Source organism: Alteromonas sp. MMG017 (assembly GCF_018100795.1).
Classification (GTDB): Bacteria; Pseudomonadota; Gammaproteobacteria; order Enterobacterales; family Alteromonadaceae; genus Alteromonas.
Genome location: NZ_JAGJDY010000011.1, coordinates 41,974 through 58,095 on the forward strand (window position 1 = coordinate 41,974; position 16,122 = coordinate 58,095).

At 43.2% G+C, this 16,122-nt stretch carries 14 protein-coding genes and 1 pseudogene; 6 read left to right on the forward strand and 9 right to left on the reverse strand.

Going from position 1 to position 16,122, the window contains the following annotated elements:
- Nucleotides 1-289: 289 nt before the first annotated feature.
- Both pgi and tal read right to left on the reverse strand, forming a co-directional pair.
- The gene (gene pgi, locus J8L84_RS16470; RefSeq protein WP_211071646.1) at nucleotides 290-1,939 is read right to left on the reverse strand and encodes a glucose-6-phosphate isomerase; all 1,650 of its coding nucleotides are present in this window, start codon (nucleotides 1,937-1,939) and stop codon (nucleotides 290-292) included.
- An 18-nt stretch (nucleotides 1,940-1,957) separates the two neighbouring features.
- Nucleotides 1,958-2,917, reverse strand: coding sequence for a transaldolase (gene tal, locus J8L84_RS16475; protein WP_211071647.1), 960 nt, complete (start codon nucleotides 2,915-2,917; stop codon nucleotides 1,958-1,960).
- A gap of 288 nt (nucleotides 2,918-3,205) precedes the next feature.
- Here tal and yaaA point away from each other — a divergent pair, with 288 nt between their 5' ends.
- Together yaaA and J8L84_RS16485 are read left to right on the forward strand one after the other, a co-directional pair.
- A complete protein-coding gene (gene yaaA, locus J8L84_RS16480) occupies nucleotides 3,206-3,982 on the forward strand; it encodes a peroxide stress protein YaaA (protein ID WP_061997874.1) in 777 nt (258 codons plus the stop codon).
- Between the two features lie 76 nt (nucleotides 3,983-4,058).
- Nucleotides 4,059-4,697 carry a glutathione S-transferase family protein gene (locus J8L84_RS16485; protein WP_211071648.1) on the forward strand — a complete coding sequence of 213 codons (639 nt, stop codon included), beginning with the start codon at nucleotides 4,059-4,061 and terminating at the stop codon, nucleotides 4,695-4,697.
- Between the two features lie 75 nt (nucleotides 4,698-4,772).
- On the opposite strand, the gene J8L84_RS16490 is transcribed toward J8L84_RS16485, so the two are convergent.
- Nucleotides 4,773-5,108, reverse strand: a complete 336-nt coding sequence (locus J8L84_RS16490) for a tRNA-binding protein (protein WP_211071649.1) — start codon at nucleotides 5,106-5,108, stop codon at nucleotides 4,773-4,775.
- 703 nt (nucleotides 5,109-5,811) lie between these two features.
- Between J8L84_RS16490 and J8L84_RS16495 the strand changes: the two are divergent.
- Nucleotides 5,812-6,810 (forward strand): annotated as a pseudogene (locus J8L84_RS16495) (polysaccharide lyase family 7 protein); the annotation flags it as partial.
- Nucleotides 6,811-7,407: 597 nt separating this feature from the next.
- On the forward strand, nucleotides 7,408-7,743 hold the full coding sequence (locus J8L84_RS16500) for a VOC family protein (RefSeq protein ID WP_057789876.1): 336 nt from the start codon (nucleotides 7,408-7,410) through the stop codon (nucleotides 7,741-7,743).
- 102 nt (nucleotides 7,744-7,845) lie between these two features.
- On the opposite strand, the gene J8L84_RS16505 is transcribed toward J8L84_RS16500, so the two are convergent.
- From J8L84_RS16505 to J8L84_RS16530, 6 genes are all read right to left on the reverse strand, one after another.
- Entirely contained in the window at nucleotides 7,846-9,867 is a 2,022-nt protein-coding gene (locus J8L84_RS16505; RefSeq protein WP_211071651.1) for an NADPH-dependent 2,4-dienoyl-CoA reductase, read from the reverse strand.
- 345 nt (nucleotides 9,868-10,212) lie between these two features.
- Nucleotides 10,213-11,151: a transposase gene (locus tag J8L84_RS16510; RefSeq protein WP_211071652.1), complete on the reverse strand. Its 939-nt coding sequence runs from the start codon at nucleotides 11,149-11,151 to the stop codon at nucleotides 10,213-10,215.
- Between the two features lie 192 nt (nucleotides 11,152-11,343).
- On the reverse strand, nucleotides 11,344-11,784 hold the full coding sequence (locus J8L84_RS16515) for a DUF4426 domain-containing protein (RefSeq protein ID WP_211071653.1): 441 nt from the start codon (nucleotides 11,782-11,784) through the stop codon (nucleotides 11,344-11,346).
- 22 nt (nucleotides 11,785-11,806) lie between these two features.
- Nucleotides 11,807-12,346 carry a YggT family protein gene (locus J8L84_RS16520; protein ID WP_211071654.1) on the reverse strand — a complete coding sequence of 180 codons (540 nt, stop codon included), beginning with the start codon at nucleotides 12,344-12,346 and terminating at the stop codon, nucleotides 11,807-11,809.
- Nucleotides 12,347-12,367: 21 nt separating this feature from the next.
- Nucleotides 12,368-13,189 (reverse strand): pyrroline-5-carboxylate reductase, encoded by an 822-nt coding sequence (proC, locus tag J8L84_RS16525; RefSeq protein WP_211071655.1) that lies wholly within the window; start codon nucleotides 13,187-13,189, stop codon nucleotides 12,368-12,370.
- A gap of 55 nt (nucleotides 13,190-13,244) precedes the next feature.
- Nucleotides 13,245-13,931 carry a YggS family pyridoxal phosphate-dependent enzyme gene (locus J8L84_RS16530; protein ID WP_211071656.1) on the reverse strand — a complete coding sequence of 229 codons (687 nt, stop codon included), beginning with the start codon at nucleotides 13,929-13,931 and terminating at the stop codon, nucleotides 13,245-13,247.
- Nucleotides 13,932-13,955: 24 nt separating this feature from the next.
- Between J8L84_RS16530 and J8L84_RS16535 the strand changes: the two genes are divergently transcribed.
- A complete protein-coding gene (locus tag J8L84_RS16535) occupies nucleotides 13,956-14,999 on the forward strand; it encodes a type IV pilus twitching motility protein PilT (protein WP_057789891.1) in 1,044 nt (347 codons plus the stop codon).
- A gap of 9 nt (nucleotides 15,000-15,008) precedes the next feature.
- Entirely contained in the window at nucleotides 15,009-16,121 is a 1,113-nt protein-coding gene (locus tag J8L84_RS16540; protein ID WP_211071657.1) for a PilT/PilU family type 4a pilus ATPase, read from the forward strand.
- The last annotated feature ends 1 nt before the right edge of the window (nucleotide 16,122 follow it).

Consider the following 16,122-nt stretch of genomic DNA (forward strand, 5'->3'; position numbering starts at 1 on the left):
TACCACTACAACAATACAGAGTTTTGTTTTTATTCCCTCTGTATAATTTTGTATCACAGCCACAATTAAAATAAAACAAGTAAATTTACTTTTTATTAACAAATTGTGACAGTATGATGACACAGGGAGATATCGTCAGCGTGTTTAGCAAAACAGTTGGCAGGTTACATACTTAGTAGCACATTAGCTTGTACGTTCTTATTTTCTGCCAATAAAAACGGCCGGGGGTAAGCCGGCCGTTCAGTTATTATTTGCACCAAATTTGAGTGATTACATCACTCGGACTTCCTTATTTTGGTGCATTCGCTGCTCTGAAACGGGCAATCAATTGTTGGGTAGATGCGTCAAAACTTTCTTCTTCCGCATTTCCCTGAATGCCTGCCAGTACTTGGTTGCCCAGTACTTTTCCTAACTCTACGCCCCATTGGTCGAATGAGTTAAGGTTCCAGATAACACCCTGAACGAATACCTTATGTTCATACATTGCAACTAGTGCGCCAAGTGTCTTAGGCGTAAGGCTATCAAACATTAAGGTGTTACTAGGCTTATTACCCGGCATGGTCTTGTGCGCCGCCAAACGAGTGCGCTGCGCTTCGTCTAAGCCTTTACCTTCTAAGTCTGCATAACACTCATCAAAGGTTTTGCCTTGCATAAGCGCTTGCGCTTGCCCAAAGCAGTTTGATGCTAACATCGCATGGTGTGTGTCATCTTGGTTAGGCACATTCAATGGCAACATAAAGTCGGCCGGAATAACCCCAGAACCTTGGTGGATAAGCTGATGGAAGCTGTGTTGGCCGTTAGTGCCTTCACTACCCCAGATAATAGGGCCTGTAGCGTAATCTACCGCTTCGCCGCCTTGAGTGACCTGTTTACCATTACTTTCCATATCAAGCTGCTGTACGTAAGCTGGTAAGCCGCGAAGATAATGATAATAAGGCAATAGCACCTGAGATTGCGCATCGAAGAAATTGCGATACCACACACCCAATAGGCCAAGTAAGACAGGTAGGTTTTGCTCTAAAGGTGCTGTTTTGAAGTGGGTGTCCATATCGAACGCGCCTTCAAGCAAGCCTTTAAAGTTATCAAAACCTAAAGCTAATGAAATAGGTAACCCAATTGCTGACCACAACGAATAGCGACCGCCAACCCAATCCCACATAGGGAAAATGTTATCTTCTGCTATTCCGAACTCAGTGGCTGCTTTTACGTTTGAAGATACGGCAACAAAGTGCTTCGCGATATCTTCTTGCGTACCGCCAGATTTCAAGAACCAAGCCTTGGCAGAAAGCGTATTCTGCAAAGTTTCTTGCGTAGTGAATGACTTAGAAGACATCACAACAAGGGTTTCTTCATGGTCGAGTTTAGTTAACACATCATGAATATGGCAGCCATCAACGTTCGCGACAAAATGAACCTTAACCGTCTCAACCGTATGAGGTTTTAGTGCTTCTGTCATGATCTTAGGACCAAGGAAAGAACCCCCAATACCAATAGCAACAATATGCTTCACAGATTTGCCTGTGTAGCCTTTGTGCTCGCCACTGTGAACTGATGCAGTGAAGTCGCGAATTTTATCAAGGGTGGCACGTACTTCTGGCATAACGTCTTCGCCATCAACCATGACAGGTGAATCAGAAAAGTTACGTAGTGCCGTGTGAAGAACCGCTCGTCCTTCAGTGCTGTTGATTTGCTCGCCGTTAAACATGGCGTCGCGGGCTTCATCTAGCTTACACGCACGGGCTAAATCAAACAGTGCACCTAACGCGTGTTCGTTTACGCGGTTCTTAGAGTAATCAAGAAAAATGCCGCACGCTTCTAACTGCATTTTTTCAGCACGTTTAGGATCGGCGATAAACCAATCACGCATGTGTGCGTCTTTTATCGACGCTGCAATTTGATTAAGTGCTTGCCATTGTGGCAAAGATGTCAGTGTACTCATTTACTCATTCCCTATGGTTTATGCACTTAATTTTTCACGAAGCATTACTTCAAGCTTGTCTTGGTCTGCTGCGAAGTTGCGGATACCTTCAGATAGTTTCTCTGTTGCCATAGCATCTTGGTTCATTTCCCAGCGGAATTCAGACTCGGTCAAACGATCGCCGGGAGTTTTTGTCGCGCCGTTATCTTTAAGCTTCACAGTAAGCTCGCCCGGTTCATTGGCAAGTTCTTCTAATAAGGCTGGGCTGATCGTTAGGCGATCGCAGCCCGCTAGCGATTGAATTTCGCCAATGTTGCGGAAGCTTGCGCCCATCACTACCGTGTTGTAACCATGTTCTTTGTAGTAGTTATAAATACTGGTAACCGACACTACACCTGGATCTTCATCAGCAGCATATTCAGTTTTACCGGTCGACTTTTTGTACCAATCTAGAATACGGCCTACAAACGGTGAAATTAGGTATGCGCCAGCTTCGGCACAAGCACGTGCTTGGGCGAAACTAAACAATAAAGTTAGGTTGCACTGAATGCCTTTTTTCTCAAGTATTTCAGCTGCTTGAATGCCTTCCCAAGTCGATGCCATTTTAATAAGAATACGTGACTTATCGATACCGGCATCTTGATAAAGCTGAACAAGACGCTCCGCTTTTTCAACTGTGGCATTTTTGTCGAAAGATAAACGGGCATCTACTTCGGTAGAAATACGACCTGGAATAGAGTCTGAAATCTCTTTACCAATAGCAACGGCAAGTTTGTCAGATGCATCGATAAGTTGTTGGTCGTTATCTGATGATTGTAGTTTGGCCCATGCTACTGAGTCGTCGATTAGGCTGGCATACTGAGGCAAGCTGGCGGCTTTTAACAACAAAGAAGGGTTTGTTGTTGCGTCTACTGGCTGGTATTTTTTAATTGCGTCAATATCGCCGGTGTCGGCAACGACCGTGGTGATCTCACGTAACGAAGCTAGCTGGTTGCTCATAATTCTCTCTAATCTTAAATTAAAAAACTCGGACGAATTGCCTGAAAGGCAAGTCGTGTAAAGCGGTTCGCTTTTGCGTATGTAGGGCGTAACAGTTTGATAGATTCAAACGTTTGCGTATTTGGGTATAGTTATACCAAACCCGTGTGACAATTTATAGCGCAGACACGGGAAATACTGGCTAATCGGATTTCTCTGTTAACTTGATTTATGGGTTTTTAACGGTAAATTCAACCTCAACTTTTTCACAGTGGTATAATGAAGCCTGAAAAAGATAAGGAGTCGAAGATGTTAGTTGTAGTATCCCCAGCGAAAAACCTAGATTTTGAAACCCCTATTAAAGTGGATGATTTCACGCAGCCTACCATGCTTCAAGACACTGAGCGTTTGATGGAAGTGTGTCGTACCCTTTCGCCAGCCGACCTTTCTTCGTTGATGAAAATTAGTGACAAGTTAGCCACACTTAATGCTAATCGATTTGCTGAGTTTTCTACCCCTTTCACTGCTGATAATGCGCGACAAGCCATGTACGCATTCAATGGCGATGTATACACAGGGCTAGACGCTAATACATTAAGTAATAAAGCAGTGAGCTATGCGCAAGACCACTTGCGAATTTTGTCAGGCCTTTATGGGTTGTTACGCCCATTAGATTTAATGCAAGCATACCGTTTAGAAATGGGTACCAAGCTAGCTAACCCTGAAGGTAAAGATCTTTATGCGTTTTGGGGTAGTCGCATTACACAGGTTCTAAATGACGCCATGCAAGCGCAGGGTGATAACGTTTTAGTGAACCTTGCTTCTAATGAGTACTTCAAGGCCGTTAAGAAAAAAGAACTTGAAGGTATGGTGATTACACCTGTCTTTAAAGACTATAAAAACGATCAATATAAGATCATCAGCTTTTTTGCCAAAAAAGCTCGTGGATTAATGGCAAGATATATTCTTGAAAACGAAGTGAGTGATGTGGAAGGGTTGCAGGCTTTCGATAGTGAAGGTTATGTTTATAGCGAGTCACAAAGCACAGCCACTGAGTTAGTCTTTTTACGTCGCCAAGACGCATAAGTTGTTTGCACCGCGTTTTGGCTTCAATATGGCTTTATGCTGTTAAATTGAAGTACTTTTAAACGCGGAGCACGCAATGTATACACTTTATGGATACCCGAAAACTCGGTCGGTGAGGGTGGCATGGGCTTTAGAAGAAATTGGCTTACCTTACGAGTACAAGGTGGTGAATTTAAAAGCCGGTGAACACTTAAACTCAGCTTTTAAAACACTTAATCCGGCCACTAAAATTCCTGTATTAGTCACTGAGGAAGGTGCGCTTTCTGAGTCGGCTGCTATTGTCACTTTCTTAGCTGAAAGGCATGCAATGGAAGAATTTATACCTGCACCCGGTACTTTCGCTCGCGGGCTGTATGAGCAAATGATGGTATTTGCTGTTACTGAATTAGAGCAGCCTCTTTGGAGTAAAGCTAAACATACGTTTGCTTTACCTGAGCAGCATCGTATTGCTCAAATGCAAGATACAGCGGCATGGGAATTCGACCGAGCGCTAACGGCTTTCTCGCTACTTCTCAACGACAAAGAGTATGTGTGCGGAAGCTTGTTCACAATGGCTGACATTGTGACAGCCCAAGTGTTGTCATGGGCTAAAGGTAGCGATCTTGACCTTAAGTTCGACAATGTGAAATCGTACGCTGAAAGGGTGCTATCTCGCCCTGCTTATGAAAAAGCATGGCGCAATGAGATGGCACATTTGTCTAAGACTGATGCTTAATACTGCCTTATGAGTTTGATGTTGTTCGCTCATTTTGATAATCAATGCAGAGCGAATTAGCCTGCGGTTAAATAGTCAGCCCAGTTTTGCGCCATTAGGCACAGGTTTGTCGGGGCTGACTAACACCACACCATCTTCACGATAGAAACCTGTCACCAAGCATTCTGACATAAATGGGCCTATTTGCTTGGGCGGAAAGTTGACGACAGCCACAATTTGCTTTCCCAACAATTCTTCAGCTAAATAGTGTTCAGTTATTTGAGCACTGGATTTACGGGTTCCAATATCCTCTCCAAAATCAATAAGTAGTTTGTAAGCCGGCTTACGAGCCTCAGGAAAATCACTGACTTCAACAATAGTTCCTGTTCTTAATTCAACCATATCAAAGTCTTGCCACTGAATAGTGTCCATCACATCCTCCTAGTTTCTATCTAAGTGTTTATATAAGTGCTTATATAAATGCTTGTTCAAGCCAGTATAAAGGTTGTCGCCAACAACTAAGTTGCAGATAAGCCGTAATTAGTGGGTAAATAGACACTAATTGCAAAATTGTTTCGTTCATGGACACCCACCTTTTCGACATCCTACGTGCTGTCAGATTCGCAATTCAATGTATAGACACCCACATATTTGGAAGATCTACGAGTCTACCTAAGCTAGGTTCGTTCATAGTCCTGAAATCGGACACCCATTCTTTTTGGCTAGTGGCTGACTCCCAAACATCTACAAATACAGGGCTCACATTAAGAATCTCACCAATGGGCTCAAAAATGGACACCCACACATATTTTTAATATCGAACTCTCCTTTACATTTCACCACTACATATTGAGCAATCGTTCTCCACAATCAAATGAATGAAATGAAAGTATTTTGTAATTAAATTGTTTGAATGTTAAATTGGTATTACATTAATTCTTGGTTGGTAATGTTTTCTGGTATGTTGAATCTGCCCCTAACAGCGCTCGTGATGGTTTATTGGTAATGCCATGGGTTGTTTTTACGGAGGAGGTACGTATCAAGCAAGTACCGCATAAGAAGTACGCTTAACATATTATTACAGAGGTTTTTTATGAGAGCTTTTCCTCAACGAGTAAGTCGTAGCAATGCGGCTATGTTGCTCCTACTTTCAGTATTCAGTGTTGGTGCTATTGCGGATGACGTTCCCGCTGATAAATTTGATTTGAGTGAGTGGAACATTACGTTGCCGACTGATGAAAATAATGATGGGAAGCCGGATAGTGTTTCAGTTAAAGACATCCAAGATTTTTCCCATCCTGACTTTTTTTACGTAGACGAAAAGGGCGGTATGGTTTTCACGTCTCCAAACAAAGCGCTGACAACCGCGAATTCAAGTAATACGCGAAGTGAACTGCGCCATATGTTACGCGGAAAAAGCACACGAATTAAAACTAAGTCTCCTAAGAACAACTTTACTGTAGCGAGTAACCCTATAGCGAAACGCTTCGGACGAGTAGGGGGCAAGATGGAAGCTACGTTAAAAGTAAATCATGTTGCTCTACGTGCGAAATATCCTGAAAAAGCGCCTGCTTATTCCGTAGTTATTGGTCAGATACATGCCAGCAAATGGGAGAAAAAGGTGTCAGGCTTTGGTTGGGGGAACGAGCCGCTTAAAATTTATTACAAAAAATGGCCTAACCATGAAAAAGGCTCGGTATTTTGGACTTACGAAAGAAACCTTCCAAAAGATGATGCTAATCGAAGAGATATAGCTTACCCAGTGTGGGGCAACTTATGGACAAACCCTGAAGATCCAGGGGAAGCTGGACTAGCTTTGGGCGAAGCACTGAGCTACGTAGTGAATGTACACGGTGATGTGATGTATTTAACCTTCGAAGCTGAAGGTCACGAAACCGTTGAATACAAAATCAACCTCGCCAATGCTGTAGATGCTTACGGTAACCTCGATGAACACGACCATCCATACGGTTACACTCTAGATTGGAATTACTTTAAAGCGGGTGCCTATAACCAATGTAGCACTAAAGACGATCCAGGTTTCTGGTATCCGGCGTGTTTAGGTACAGGCAACTGGGAAGAAGATAAAGCAAATGGCGATTACGCCAGTGTGACGTTCACACGATTAGAAGTAGGGGAGAGCGTTGCGCCAAAAGCTAATCATGGTGAACAAGCTAAAATTGGTGCCACGCTAAACGAAAAAGTAAGTATGAGTGTTAGTGAGGTTCCAGCCAATGCATTAACCGCTATCAAAGCTATTGAGCCATCTTTTACAGTAAATGAAGTGGAAAAAGAGCTAAAACATGGCAAGACTTATCTTGATGTTGAAGGTGTATTAGCCGACGGCAGAGAAATTGAGTTTGATATGCTACAAGTGGCTGACGAATGGAAAGTAGTTGAAGTACAAAGAGACATTGTGTGGTCGCAGTTGCCTGAGAATGTTAGTGGGGCATTAAAGCAATCTTCACCTGATTTCGAAGCCAAACGCATTATTGAAAGTATTCAGCATGGTACTGGCATAACTGTTTACGAGTTTTACGCTGTAAACAGCCAAGGGAAGGAGTCTCGCAAAGAAGTGAAGGTAGAGGGCGGCGAAGCAGTTGTGCTGACGAAAGAGTGGCAGCACTAAGTAAGCGTAAAAATTGAACGTTTTGCGACCAAATACAGTGATCTTGCTCGTGCACTTATCTACAGTATGTAATTCATTCTGTTAGGTTCTTAGGAGAACACAGTGCAACCTGGGCTTTTTTCGTTAAGTTTAGCGGTCAGTGACATTGCCATCTCGAAGACGTTTTATGAAACACTTGGTTTTGAGGCTATGCCGTCATGCGGTTCGGTGGAAGAAAAATGGGTGATCATGAAAAGTGGGCAAACCATGATTGGTTTGTTCGAGGGCATGTTTGAAGGCAATATTTTAACCTTCAACCCCGCTGACGTGCGCGAACTCGAGCAGCGCTTAATGGATAAAGGCATTGAAATAGATGTGCCAGTTAAAGGCGAAGAAGGGCCAGGGCATTGCGTAGTGAAAGATCCTGATGGGAACACTATTATGTTCGACCAATTTTAGTAAACATTTAAGAAATATGAGAAATATTAAGAAGGGAAGCTAATTAGTTTCCCTTCTTTTTTATAAAACTAAACTGGGACACCCACCCTTAAGTACCAATCTTTAAATTTTAGCAGCTAGCTCAGCACCTTGGCGAATAGCTCGCTTCGCGTCTAGTTCAGCGGCAACATCTGCCCCACCTATAATGTGGACACTCACACCGGCAGCTTCTAATGGAGCCTGCAAAGGCTTGAACGGTTCCTGTCCCGCACACACGATAACGTTGTCTACGGCTAAGCATTTAGGTTTGTCATTTATTAGTACATGCAAACCTTCATCATCAACCTTTTCGTAACTTACACCATTTACCATTTGCACATTATGAAGCTTCAATGATTGGCGATGGATCCAGCCTGTCGTTTTACCTAAGCCCTTGCCAACTTTAGACGTCTTGCGTTGCAGTAAAAATACCTCTCGACTTGATGGAGTATATTTTTTCTCAGTGAGTGCGCCTTCATTGGTATAGTTTTTATCAATCCCCCAATGAGACAGCCACTTATCAGTGTTGAGCGACAGTTCTTTGTCTTCAACCAAATACTCGGCTACATCGAACCCGATGCCGCCCGCACCAACGATAGCTACTTTTTGCCCCACAGGTTTGTGGTCGCGCAGCACATCGATATAACTCATGACTTTTGGATGCTCTGCACCATCGATAGTTAGCTTTCGAGGATTAATACCCGTAGCCAATACAACCTCGTCAAAACCACTTTCAGTGAGAAGTTCACAGGTAACATCGGTATTAAGTGCTACTGTAACGCCGGTGCGCTCGAGTTGATTGCTGAAGTAGCGAATAGTCTCGTAAAACTCTTCTTTTCCAGGTACTTGTTTCGCATAGTTGAATTGCCCACCAAGCTCTCTTGCTTTGTCGAATAGGGTGACTTTATGGCCTCTATCAGCAGCATACATAGCGAATGCAAGCCCTGCAGGGCCTGCCCCCACCACTGCAATCTGTTTACTATGCGTTACCGGAGTAAAGGTAAGTTCTGTTTCATAGCAGGCCTGAGGGTTGACTAAACAACTAGCACGCTTTTGTTCAAACGCATGATCTAAACATGCTTGGTTGCACGCAATACAAGTATTAATTAACTGGGACTCATTGCGCATCGCTTTAGCTACAAACTGAGAATCGGCTAAAAAAGGCCGTGCCATAGATACCATATCGGCATGGCCGTCGGCTAAAACACTTTCCGCCACTTCAGGTGTATTAATTCGGTTAGTGGTAACGAGCGGTAGTGATACTTCTTTTTTCATCCGCTGGGTTATCCATGTGAATGCAGCGCGCGGCACCGAAGTAGAGATAGTTGGCACACGTGCTTCATGCCAACCAATACCTGTATTGATAAGCGTTGCACCGGCTTTTTCTATCTCTTTTGCAAGATAAACAACATCATCCCATTTTGCGCCACCTTCAACCAAATCCAGCATTGATAGACGATAAATAATGATGAAATCAGTGCCCACCTTTTCACGGATACCTTTGACAATATCAACTGCTATTTTCACCCTGTTTTCTAGACACCCACCCCATTTATCATCTCGATGATTAGTTCGCTTCACTAGAAATTGGTTAATTAAATAGCCTTCGGAACCCATTACTTCTACGCCATCGTAACCTGCTTCTTTCGCAAGGGCCGCACAGCTTATGTAATCTTTAATTGTGGATGTCACAGCTTTTGAGGATAAGGCGCGAGGTTTAAACGGCGTAATTGGAGATTTCATAGGGGAAGCAGATACTGCAAGCGGATGATAACCGTAACGACCAGAGTGCAAAATTTGCATACAAATTTTACCACCCTCAGCATGCACGGCTTCAGTAATTACTTTGTGTTTCTTAGCATGACGTTTGGCTGTCATTCTGCCAGCAAAAGGAGCTACCCAGCCTGAAATGTTGGGGCTAATCCCACCTGTTACGATAAGTGCGACGCCGCCTTTAGCTCGTTCTGCGTAAAAGGCTGCAAGCTTGTCGAAACCGCCTTTTTCTTCTTCTAGGCCTAAATGCATAGAGCCCATTAACGTACGATTTTTTAACGTGGTGAAGCCAAGATCTAAGGGCTCAAGTAAGTGAGGGTATGCGTTGGTCATGGTTATTCTCGTTATAATTTTTATTCGGACAGCCACAAACTTGCCCGACCAGTATCTTAAGATTATTTACCAGTATGCTTTGAGGGTAAAGGATTGAGCTATAAAAAATCGAAGATATTGTTAAGACACCCATAGTTTTAAGCACAAATTTAAGCACTACGACATAGATAAATTGAGGTTTTCAGGATCGATGCCGAATACTGGTGAGGCAAAAGGATGCAGCGAATACACACCTAAAACTAAAAGTTTTAGGTGTGGCAAAGATTAAGAAAAACTTGTGGTTGATCTGATTTCAGTGCACCTGGCTGCACGCTATTTTAATGAATTTGATCTATTTAGGTGATATTAACCCGTTCTAGAGAGGGCTAGCTTTCGCTGGGCAATTGAAAGGCCAATAGAGTTCGAAAAGATATCTTCAATTCCAATGACCATACGATTCCAGTTTATTTGCGATAAACCGGTACGTTGTATAATTGGCGAGGCATTGGGGAGCATGTAACCGGGTTTGCCAGTGCTAATTTGCCTAGCAGTTTCATCGACCAAAGTTAAGTAATCAGCTAAATTAAACGGCAACCCGCTTAAAGCTGTCGAAGAGTTTCCCACTAAAGGTTTGAGGAACGTTGGTTGCACCCCAAATTGCGCTGCCTCTATTCGATGCTTAATGCTGGTGAATTCAGATGTTTCTGGCGTCTTTGAAATTCCCACGCGTAGTGGATTTAAATCTACGTAGGCCATACACGCCGCCAATGCGGCTTCATCAAGTAGAGCCTGCGATTTAAATCTTCCTTCCCAAAAACGCCCAGTGCACTCATCCTCCTTGTTAGCTTCACGAGCAATAAACTCATTAAGTAACCTCATAAACCAACTGATATCGTACAACCGTTGTCGATATATATTTGCTGTCGATATGATGGTTGTTATCTGAGCTTCTGTAAGTGAGGCTCGCTGTGCGGGCTGCATATATTGCTGGGTTAATACAGTGCCCTTATGCAGTGAATGCCAACGCCTTAATACTTCCTCGGTGGTCCACGACAACGCTTCGTTTCTATCTACATGTAATACTAAGTGGGTATGGTTACTCATTACTGCATAGGCACATACATCAATTGAAAATACGCTCGTTAACGCTATGAGCCTATCTTCAACCCACTGGCGTCGATGCTCGTAACTTTTCCCCGAATAACGGTCTGCACCACATAAAAATGCTCGCCTCACACACCGAGATACGCAGTGATAGTAAGGTGTGTTCTGTAAACAGATTAGTGACTTTCTAGGGCTTGGCATAAGTGAGCTCAATCTCAAAATAGTGATTAAGATACTGAGCTATCTTTCAGGTTAAATATACTGAACAAGAGGATAGTTCGGGTGGGTGTCCAAGCTTTTAGCGCGCATAAAAAAGGGCGAGTTTTCACTCGCCCTTTGGTGTTTTTACACAATCACATCACATGTTTCACGCTTTTAAACTTACGCTAAACCTTAACCATCAACAAACATTTCTTGTTTAAAATTCAAGGTTTGCATGGTATTTCCGCGTTGAACATCAATACTAAACCGATAATTTTCTCTGTCTCTAAAAGGCAGCACAGCTAGGTAATAAATAGCATCGCCTTCTTCTACCTTCTTAAAGGCGAGTGTCTTAGTGGTGCCTATCAAGTTCTTAGCAGTACCTGAAACAGATACGCGTTGAGCGGTTCCTGTTACGGCGTCTAGCACTGAAATATTGACCAGGGCGTTAAACTTACTACGAACTATGCCATAAGAGGCCGCAACTTCTGGGGTAAGAAAAGGAGTACTCACTACCATGTAATGCACATCCCACTCGCCTAATTGCTGTTTTTGCTCGGCGTGCGCTGCACTACTTATAATAAGTAATAAACTACCCAATAGACCAAAAAATAACGTACTGATTTTTTTCATGTTTTCACCCAACATTTTCAGCTTAAAACAACCTAAAGGTGTCTTGAAGCAACAATTGTAAAAACTGTAGCCCAATAATGGCAATCAGAACCGATAAGTCTAGACCACCTAATGGCGGTATAACTTTTCTAATGGGGGCTAAGAATGGCTCAGTGAGTTGATAAAGCAGGTAGTCGATAGGCGTTTGGCCTTGGGATACCCAACTTAGAATCGCGCGTAAAATTAACACCCAGAACATGATAGAAAGGGTTTCTTTTACCACTTCAATCAGTGCAACAATTACAATACCTACCGGATTCAAACTCCCACCAACCATCAGTGAAAGCGTGATTATTTTCAACGCCGCAACAACTATCGCTAGCACGAAGGTAGCCGTGTCAAAGCGGCCAATCGAAGGGATTATTCTGCGCAACGGCCCCACGATAGGGTGCGTGGCCTTTACAATAAACTGGCTCATAGGGTTATAAAAATCAGCCCTAGCCAGTTGCAACCATAGGCGTAAGATAACCACCATTAAATACAAACCAAATAGTGTATCTACCAGAAAAACCGTTGCATTCATGTTTTGATGTTCCTAAAAACGTTAAAGCTGTTTTGCCATTTCTTCAGCGCGAGCTACCGCAGCGCGCATCGCGTTACTTACGATATCACTCAAGCCTTGATCAATTAAGGTATTGACTGCCGCCGCTGTGGTGCCGCCCTTAGAAGTAACTTGGGCACGAAGCTCACTTAATTCAAGGTCAGGATTGTGACAAACCATTTCAGCAGCGCCTAACATAGCTTGTTGTACCATCAAACGGGATTGGGCTTTATCAAAGCCCATGTTTATGGCTTCCTCTTGCATGGCTTGTAAAAACAAGAAGAAATAAGCTGGGCTGCTGCCAGCCGCGGCGATAACGCCGTTAATTCCATCTTCCTCTTCAACCCATACCGTTTCACCTACGCTATTCATCACATCATCAACGTAAGTTCTGTCGTCTTCTGACACGGTATTATCTGCGTACATGCCCGACATTCCCTTACCAAGTAGGCTTGGTGTATTCGGCATAATACGAACAACCGGATGTTCACCACCTAGCATTTCTTGTAAACGAGAAACGGGCAACCCAGCTGCAATACTAAGAAATAGCTTGCCAGATAAATCGTTTTTTTGCTGAAGGTCTGCGCACATATCACCCATCATTTGGGGTTTCACGGCTAGCACAATAGCATCTGCAAACTGGCAGGCTTCATCATTAGATTGGGTAATTTGAATACCGAATTCTTCTTTTAACTTATCGAGTTTCGGAGTAGACGGGTTGCTCGCTAAGATGCGTGTCTTATCGTAGCCAGACTGAATTAAACCACTAATGATGCTGCGGCTCATGTTGCCCGCGCCAATAAATGCCAATTTCTTTTGTTGCATATGAATCCTATTGTAAGTTGAAAAAACGAACAGCGTTCAGTAAAAATAGTACGAACTAGTTTCGTGAGGCAAAGATAGCAGTGCCAATTCTTACCATGGTAGACCCATGAGCGATGGCGCTTTGCATATCACTGCTCATTCCTACGGACAGGGTATCAAAATTGGTCAAGTTTGTATGGTATCGGTCAAACAATTCCTTTAAAGCTCCGAGGCTTTGCGCTTGTTCATGGCTGTCTGGGTTCGCTTTTGGAATTGCCATTAGCCCACGTAAGCAAAGCTTGTCTTGCTGGCTTATAAAGCGTATTAGTTCGTCGACCTCTTCAGGTTTTACACCAGATTTGCTCGCTTCATCATCGATATTCACTTGAATACACACATTCAGAGGCGCCATCTCTGCCGGGCGTTGGTCATTCAAACGACGGGCTATTTTTTCCCTATCAACGGATTGAACCCAATCAAAATGCTCGGCGACTACTTTTGTCTTGTTCGATTGAATGGGGCCTATCATATGCCACTCAATATCACTAAGTGCAGACAGTTGCTGTATTTTATCTACACCTTCTTGTATATAGTTTTCGCCGAATGTACGTTGTCCCTCTTCATACGCTGCCATAATATCCGATACCGGTTTAGTTTTGCTCACGGCTAGCAATTTAACTGAATTTGGTGGACGATTAGCGTTGGCAGTAGCTAGGCTCACATCCTGTCGTGCACTATTGAGTCTTTCTGCTATTGTTTGCATTATTCACCTTTTTGAGGAGTTGTTGTGGATATTACCGAACTTTTGGCTTTCAGCGTTAAAAATAAAGCGTCAGATTTGCACTTATCAGCAGGTCTGCCACCTCTTATCCGCGTAGACGGAGAAATGCGTAAGCTTAATGTACCCGCATTAGATCATAAACAAGTGCATGCACTTATTTATGAAATAATGAATGACATGCAACGTAAAGAATACGAAGAGAACTTGGAAACCGATTTCTCATTCGAAATTAGTGGCTTGTCGCGGTTTCGTGTAAATGCTTTTGTGCAAAATCGCGGTGCAGCAGCTGTGCTCCGTACTATCCCCAACACGGTTCTTACGCTTGATGATTTAGGTGCGCCTGAAATATTCAAAGAAATAATCAACCAACCTACCGGAATTGTTCTAGTCACTGGCGCCACGGGGTCGGGTAAGAGTACAACTCTTGCCGCGATGGTTGATCATATCAATTCGCACAAGCGCGAGCACATTCTCACTATTGAAGATCCTATCGAGTTTGTGCACGAAAATAAATTGAGTTTAGTAAACCAACGGGAAGTGCATAGAGACACCCACTCTTTTAGTAACGCACTTCGCTCTGCATTACGTGAAGATCCGGACGTGATATTAGTGGGTGAATTACGTGATTTAGAAACTATTCGCTTAGCCATTTCAGCTGCGGAAACGGGGCATCTAGTATTTGGTACCTTACATACTAATTCAGCACCTAAAACTATAGATCGAATTATTGATGTGTTCCCCGCCGAAGAAAAAGCGATGGTGCGCTCGATGTTATCTGAATCGCTAAGAGCGGTAATTTCTCAAACTCTGCTGAAAAAAGTGGGGGGAGGGCGAATAGCAGCGCATGAAATCATGGTAGGTATTCCAGCAATTCGAAATCTTATCCGTGAAGATAAAGTGCCTCAAATGTATTCCGTTATTCAAACGGGGCAAGCTACGGGTATGCAAACTATGGATCAGTGTTTACAGCGCTTGTTGGCATTAGGTGCAATTTCTAAAGAAGACGCCGCTGCTAAATCGAAAGACAAGCAATCGATGAGTAATTTTTAAGGACGGGTAATGTTAGATAGCTTTTTAGAAAAAATGGTAGAGAAATCTGCTTCTGACTTATTCGTTACCGCGGGCTTTCCCGTCAGCGCGAAGGTGCACGGTAAGCTTACCCCAATTTCGGAAAATTCTTTTAATGATGAAGATGCATTAGCACTTGTTCATGAAGCCATGAATGAAAAGCAAAAAGAGGCTTTTCATACTACCAAGGAATGTAATTTTGCCATTGTACGAGAAGGCCTAGGGCGTTTTCGTTGTTCAGCATTTTGGCAAAGAGATCAAGCCGGAATGGTGGTACGTCGTATTGTGACCGAAATTCCTAAGGTCGATGACCTGGGGTTACCTTCGGTGCTAAAAGATATCATTATGTCAAAACGGGGTTTGGTGCTTTTTGTAGGTGGTACCGGTACCGGTAAATCAACCTCTTTGGCAGCACTTATTGGCCATCGAAATAGTAACTCTTTTGGGCATATTTTAACTATTGAAGATCCTATTGAATTTGTGCACGAGCATAAATCTTGCGTGATAACTCAACGTGAGGTGGGCATAGACACCCACTCATTTGACGACGCATTAAAAAGCTCGTTGCGACAAGCGCCTGATGTCATCCTTATTGGTGAAATTCGTTCAATGGAGACAATGGAATACGCCATGTCTTTTGCTGATACGGGGCATTTATGTGTGGCAACACTTCATGCCAACAATGCTAACCAAGCAATTGAGCGTATTATGCACTTAGCGCCAAAAGATCAGCACGACAAGTTACGCTTCGATTTAAGCCAAAATATAAAAGCTATCGTGGCGCAGCAACTTCTTCCAACCAAAGACGGTGAGGGAAGGGTAGCGGCAATTGAAATTCTATTAAACTCTCCTCTAGTGAGCGATCTTATTCAACGTAATGAAATTGGTAGCTTGAAAGAAGCCATGAAAAAGGGCAAAGAGTTAGGAATGCAAAGCTTCGATATGGCGTTGTACGACTTATATCGCGAGGGTAGTATTGATTTAGACCAAGCATTACATCACGCTGATTCTCCCAACGATTTGCGCCTAATGATTAAGCTAGATTCAAACGATGGATCAAGCTTGGGCACATTGTCGAATGTCTCGATAGATATGGATGACTAAA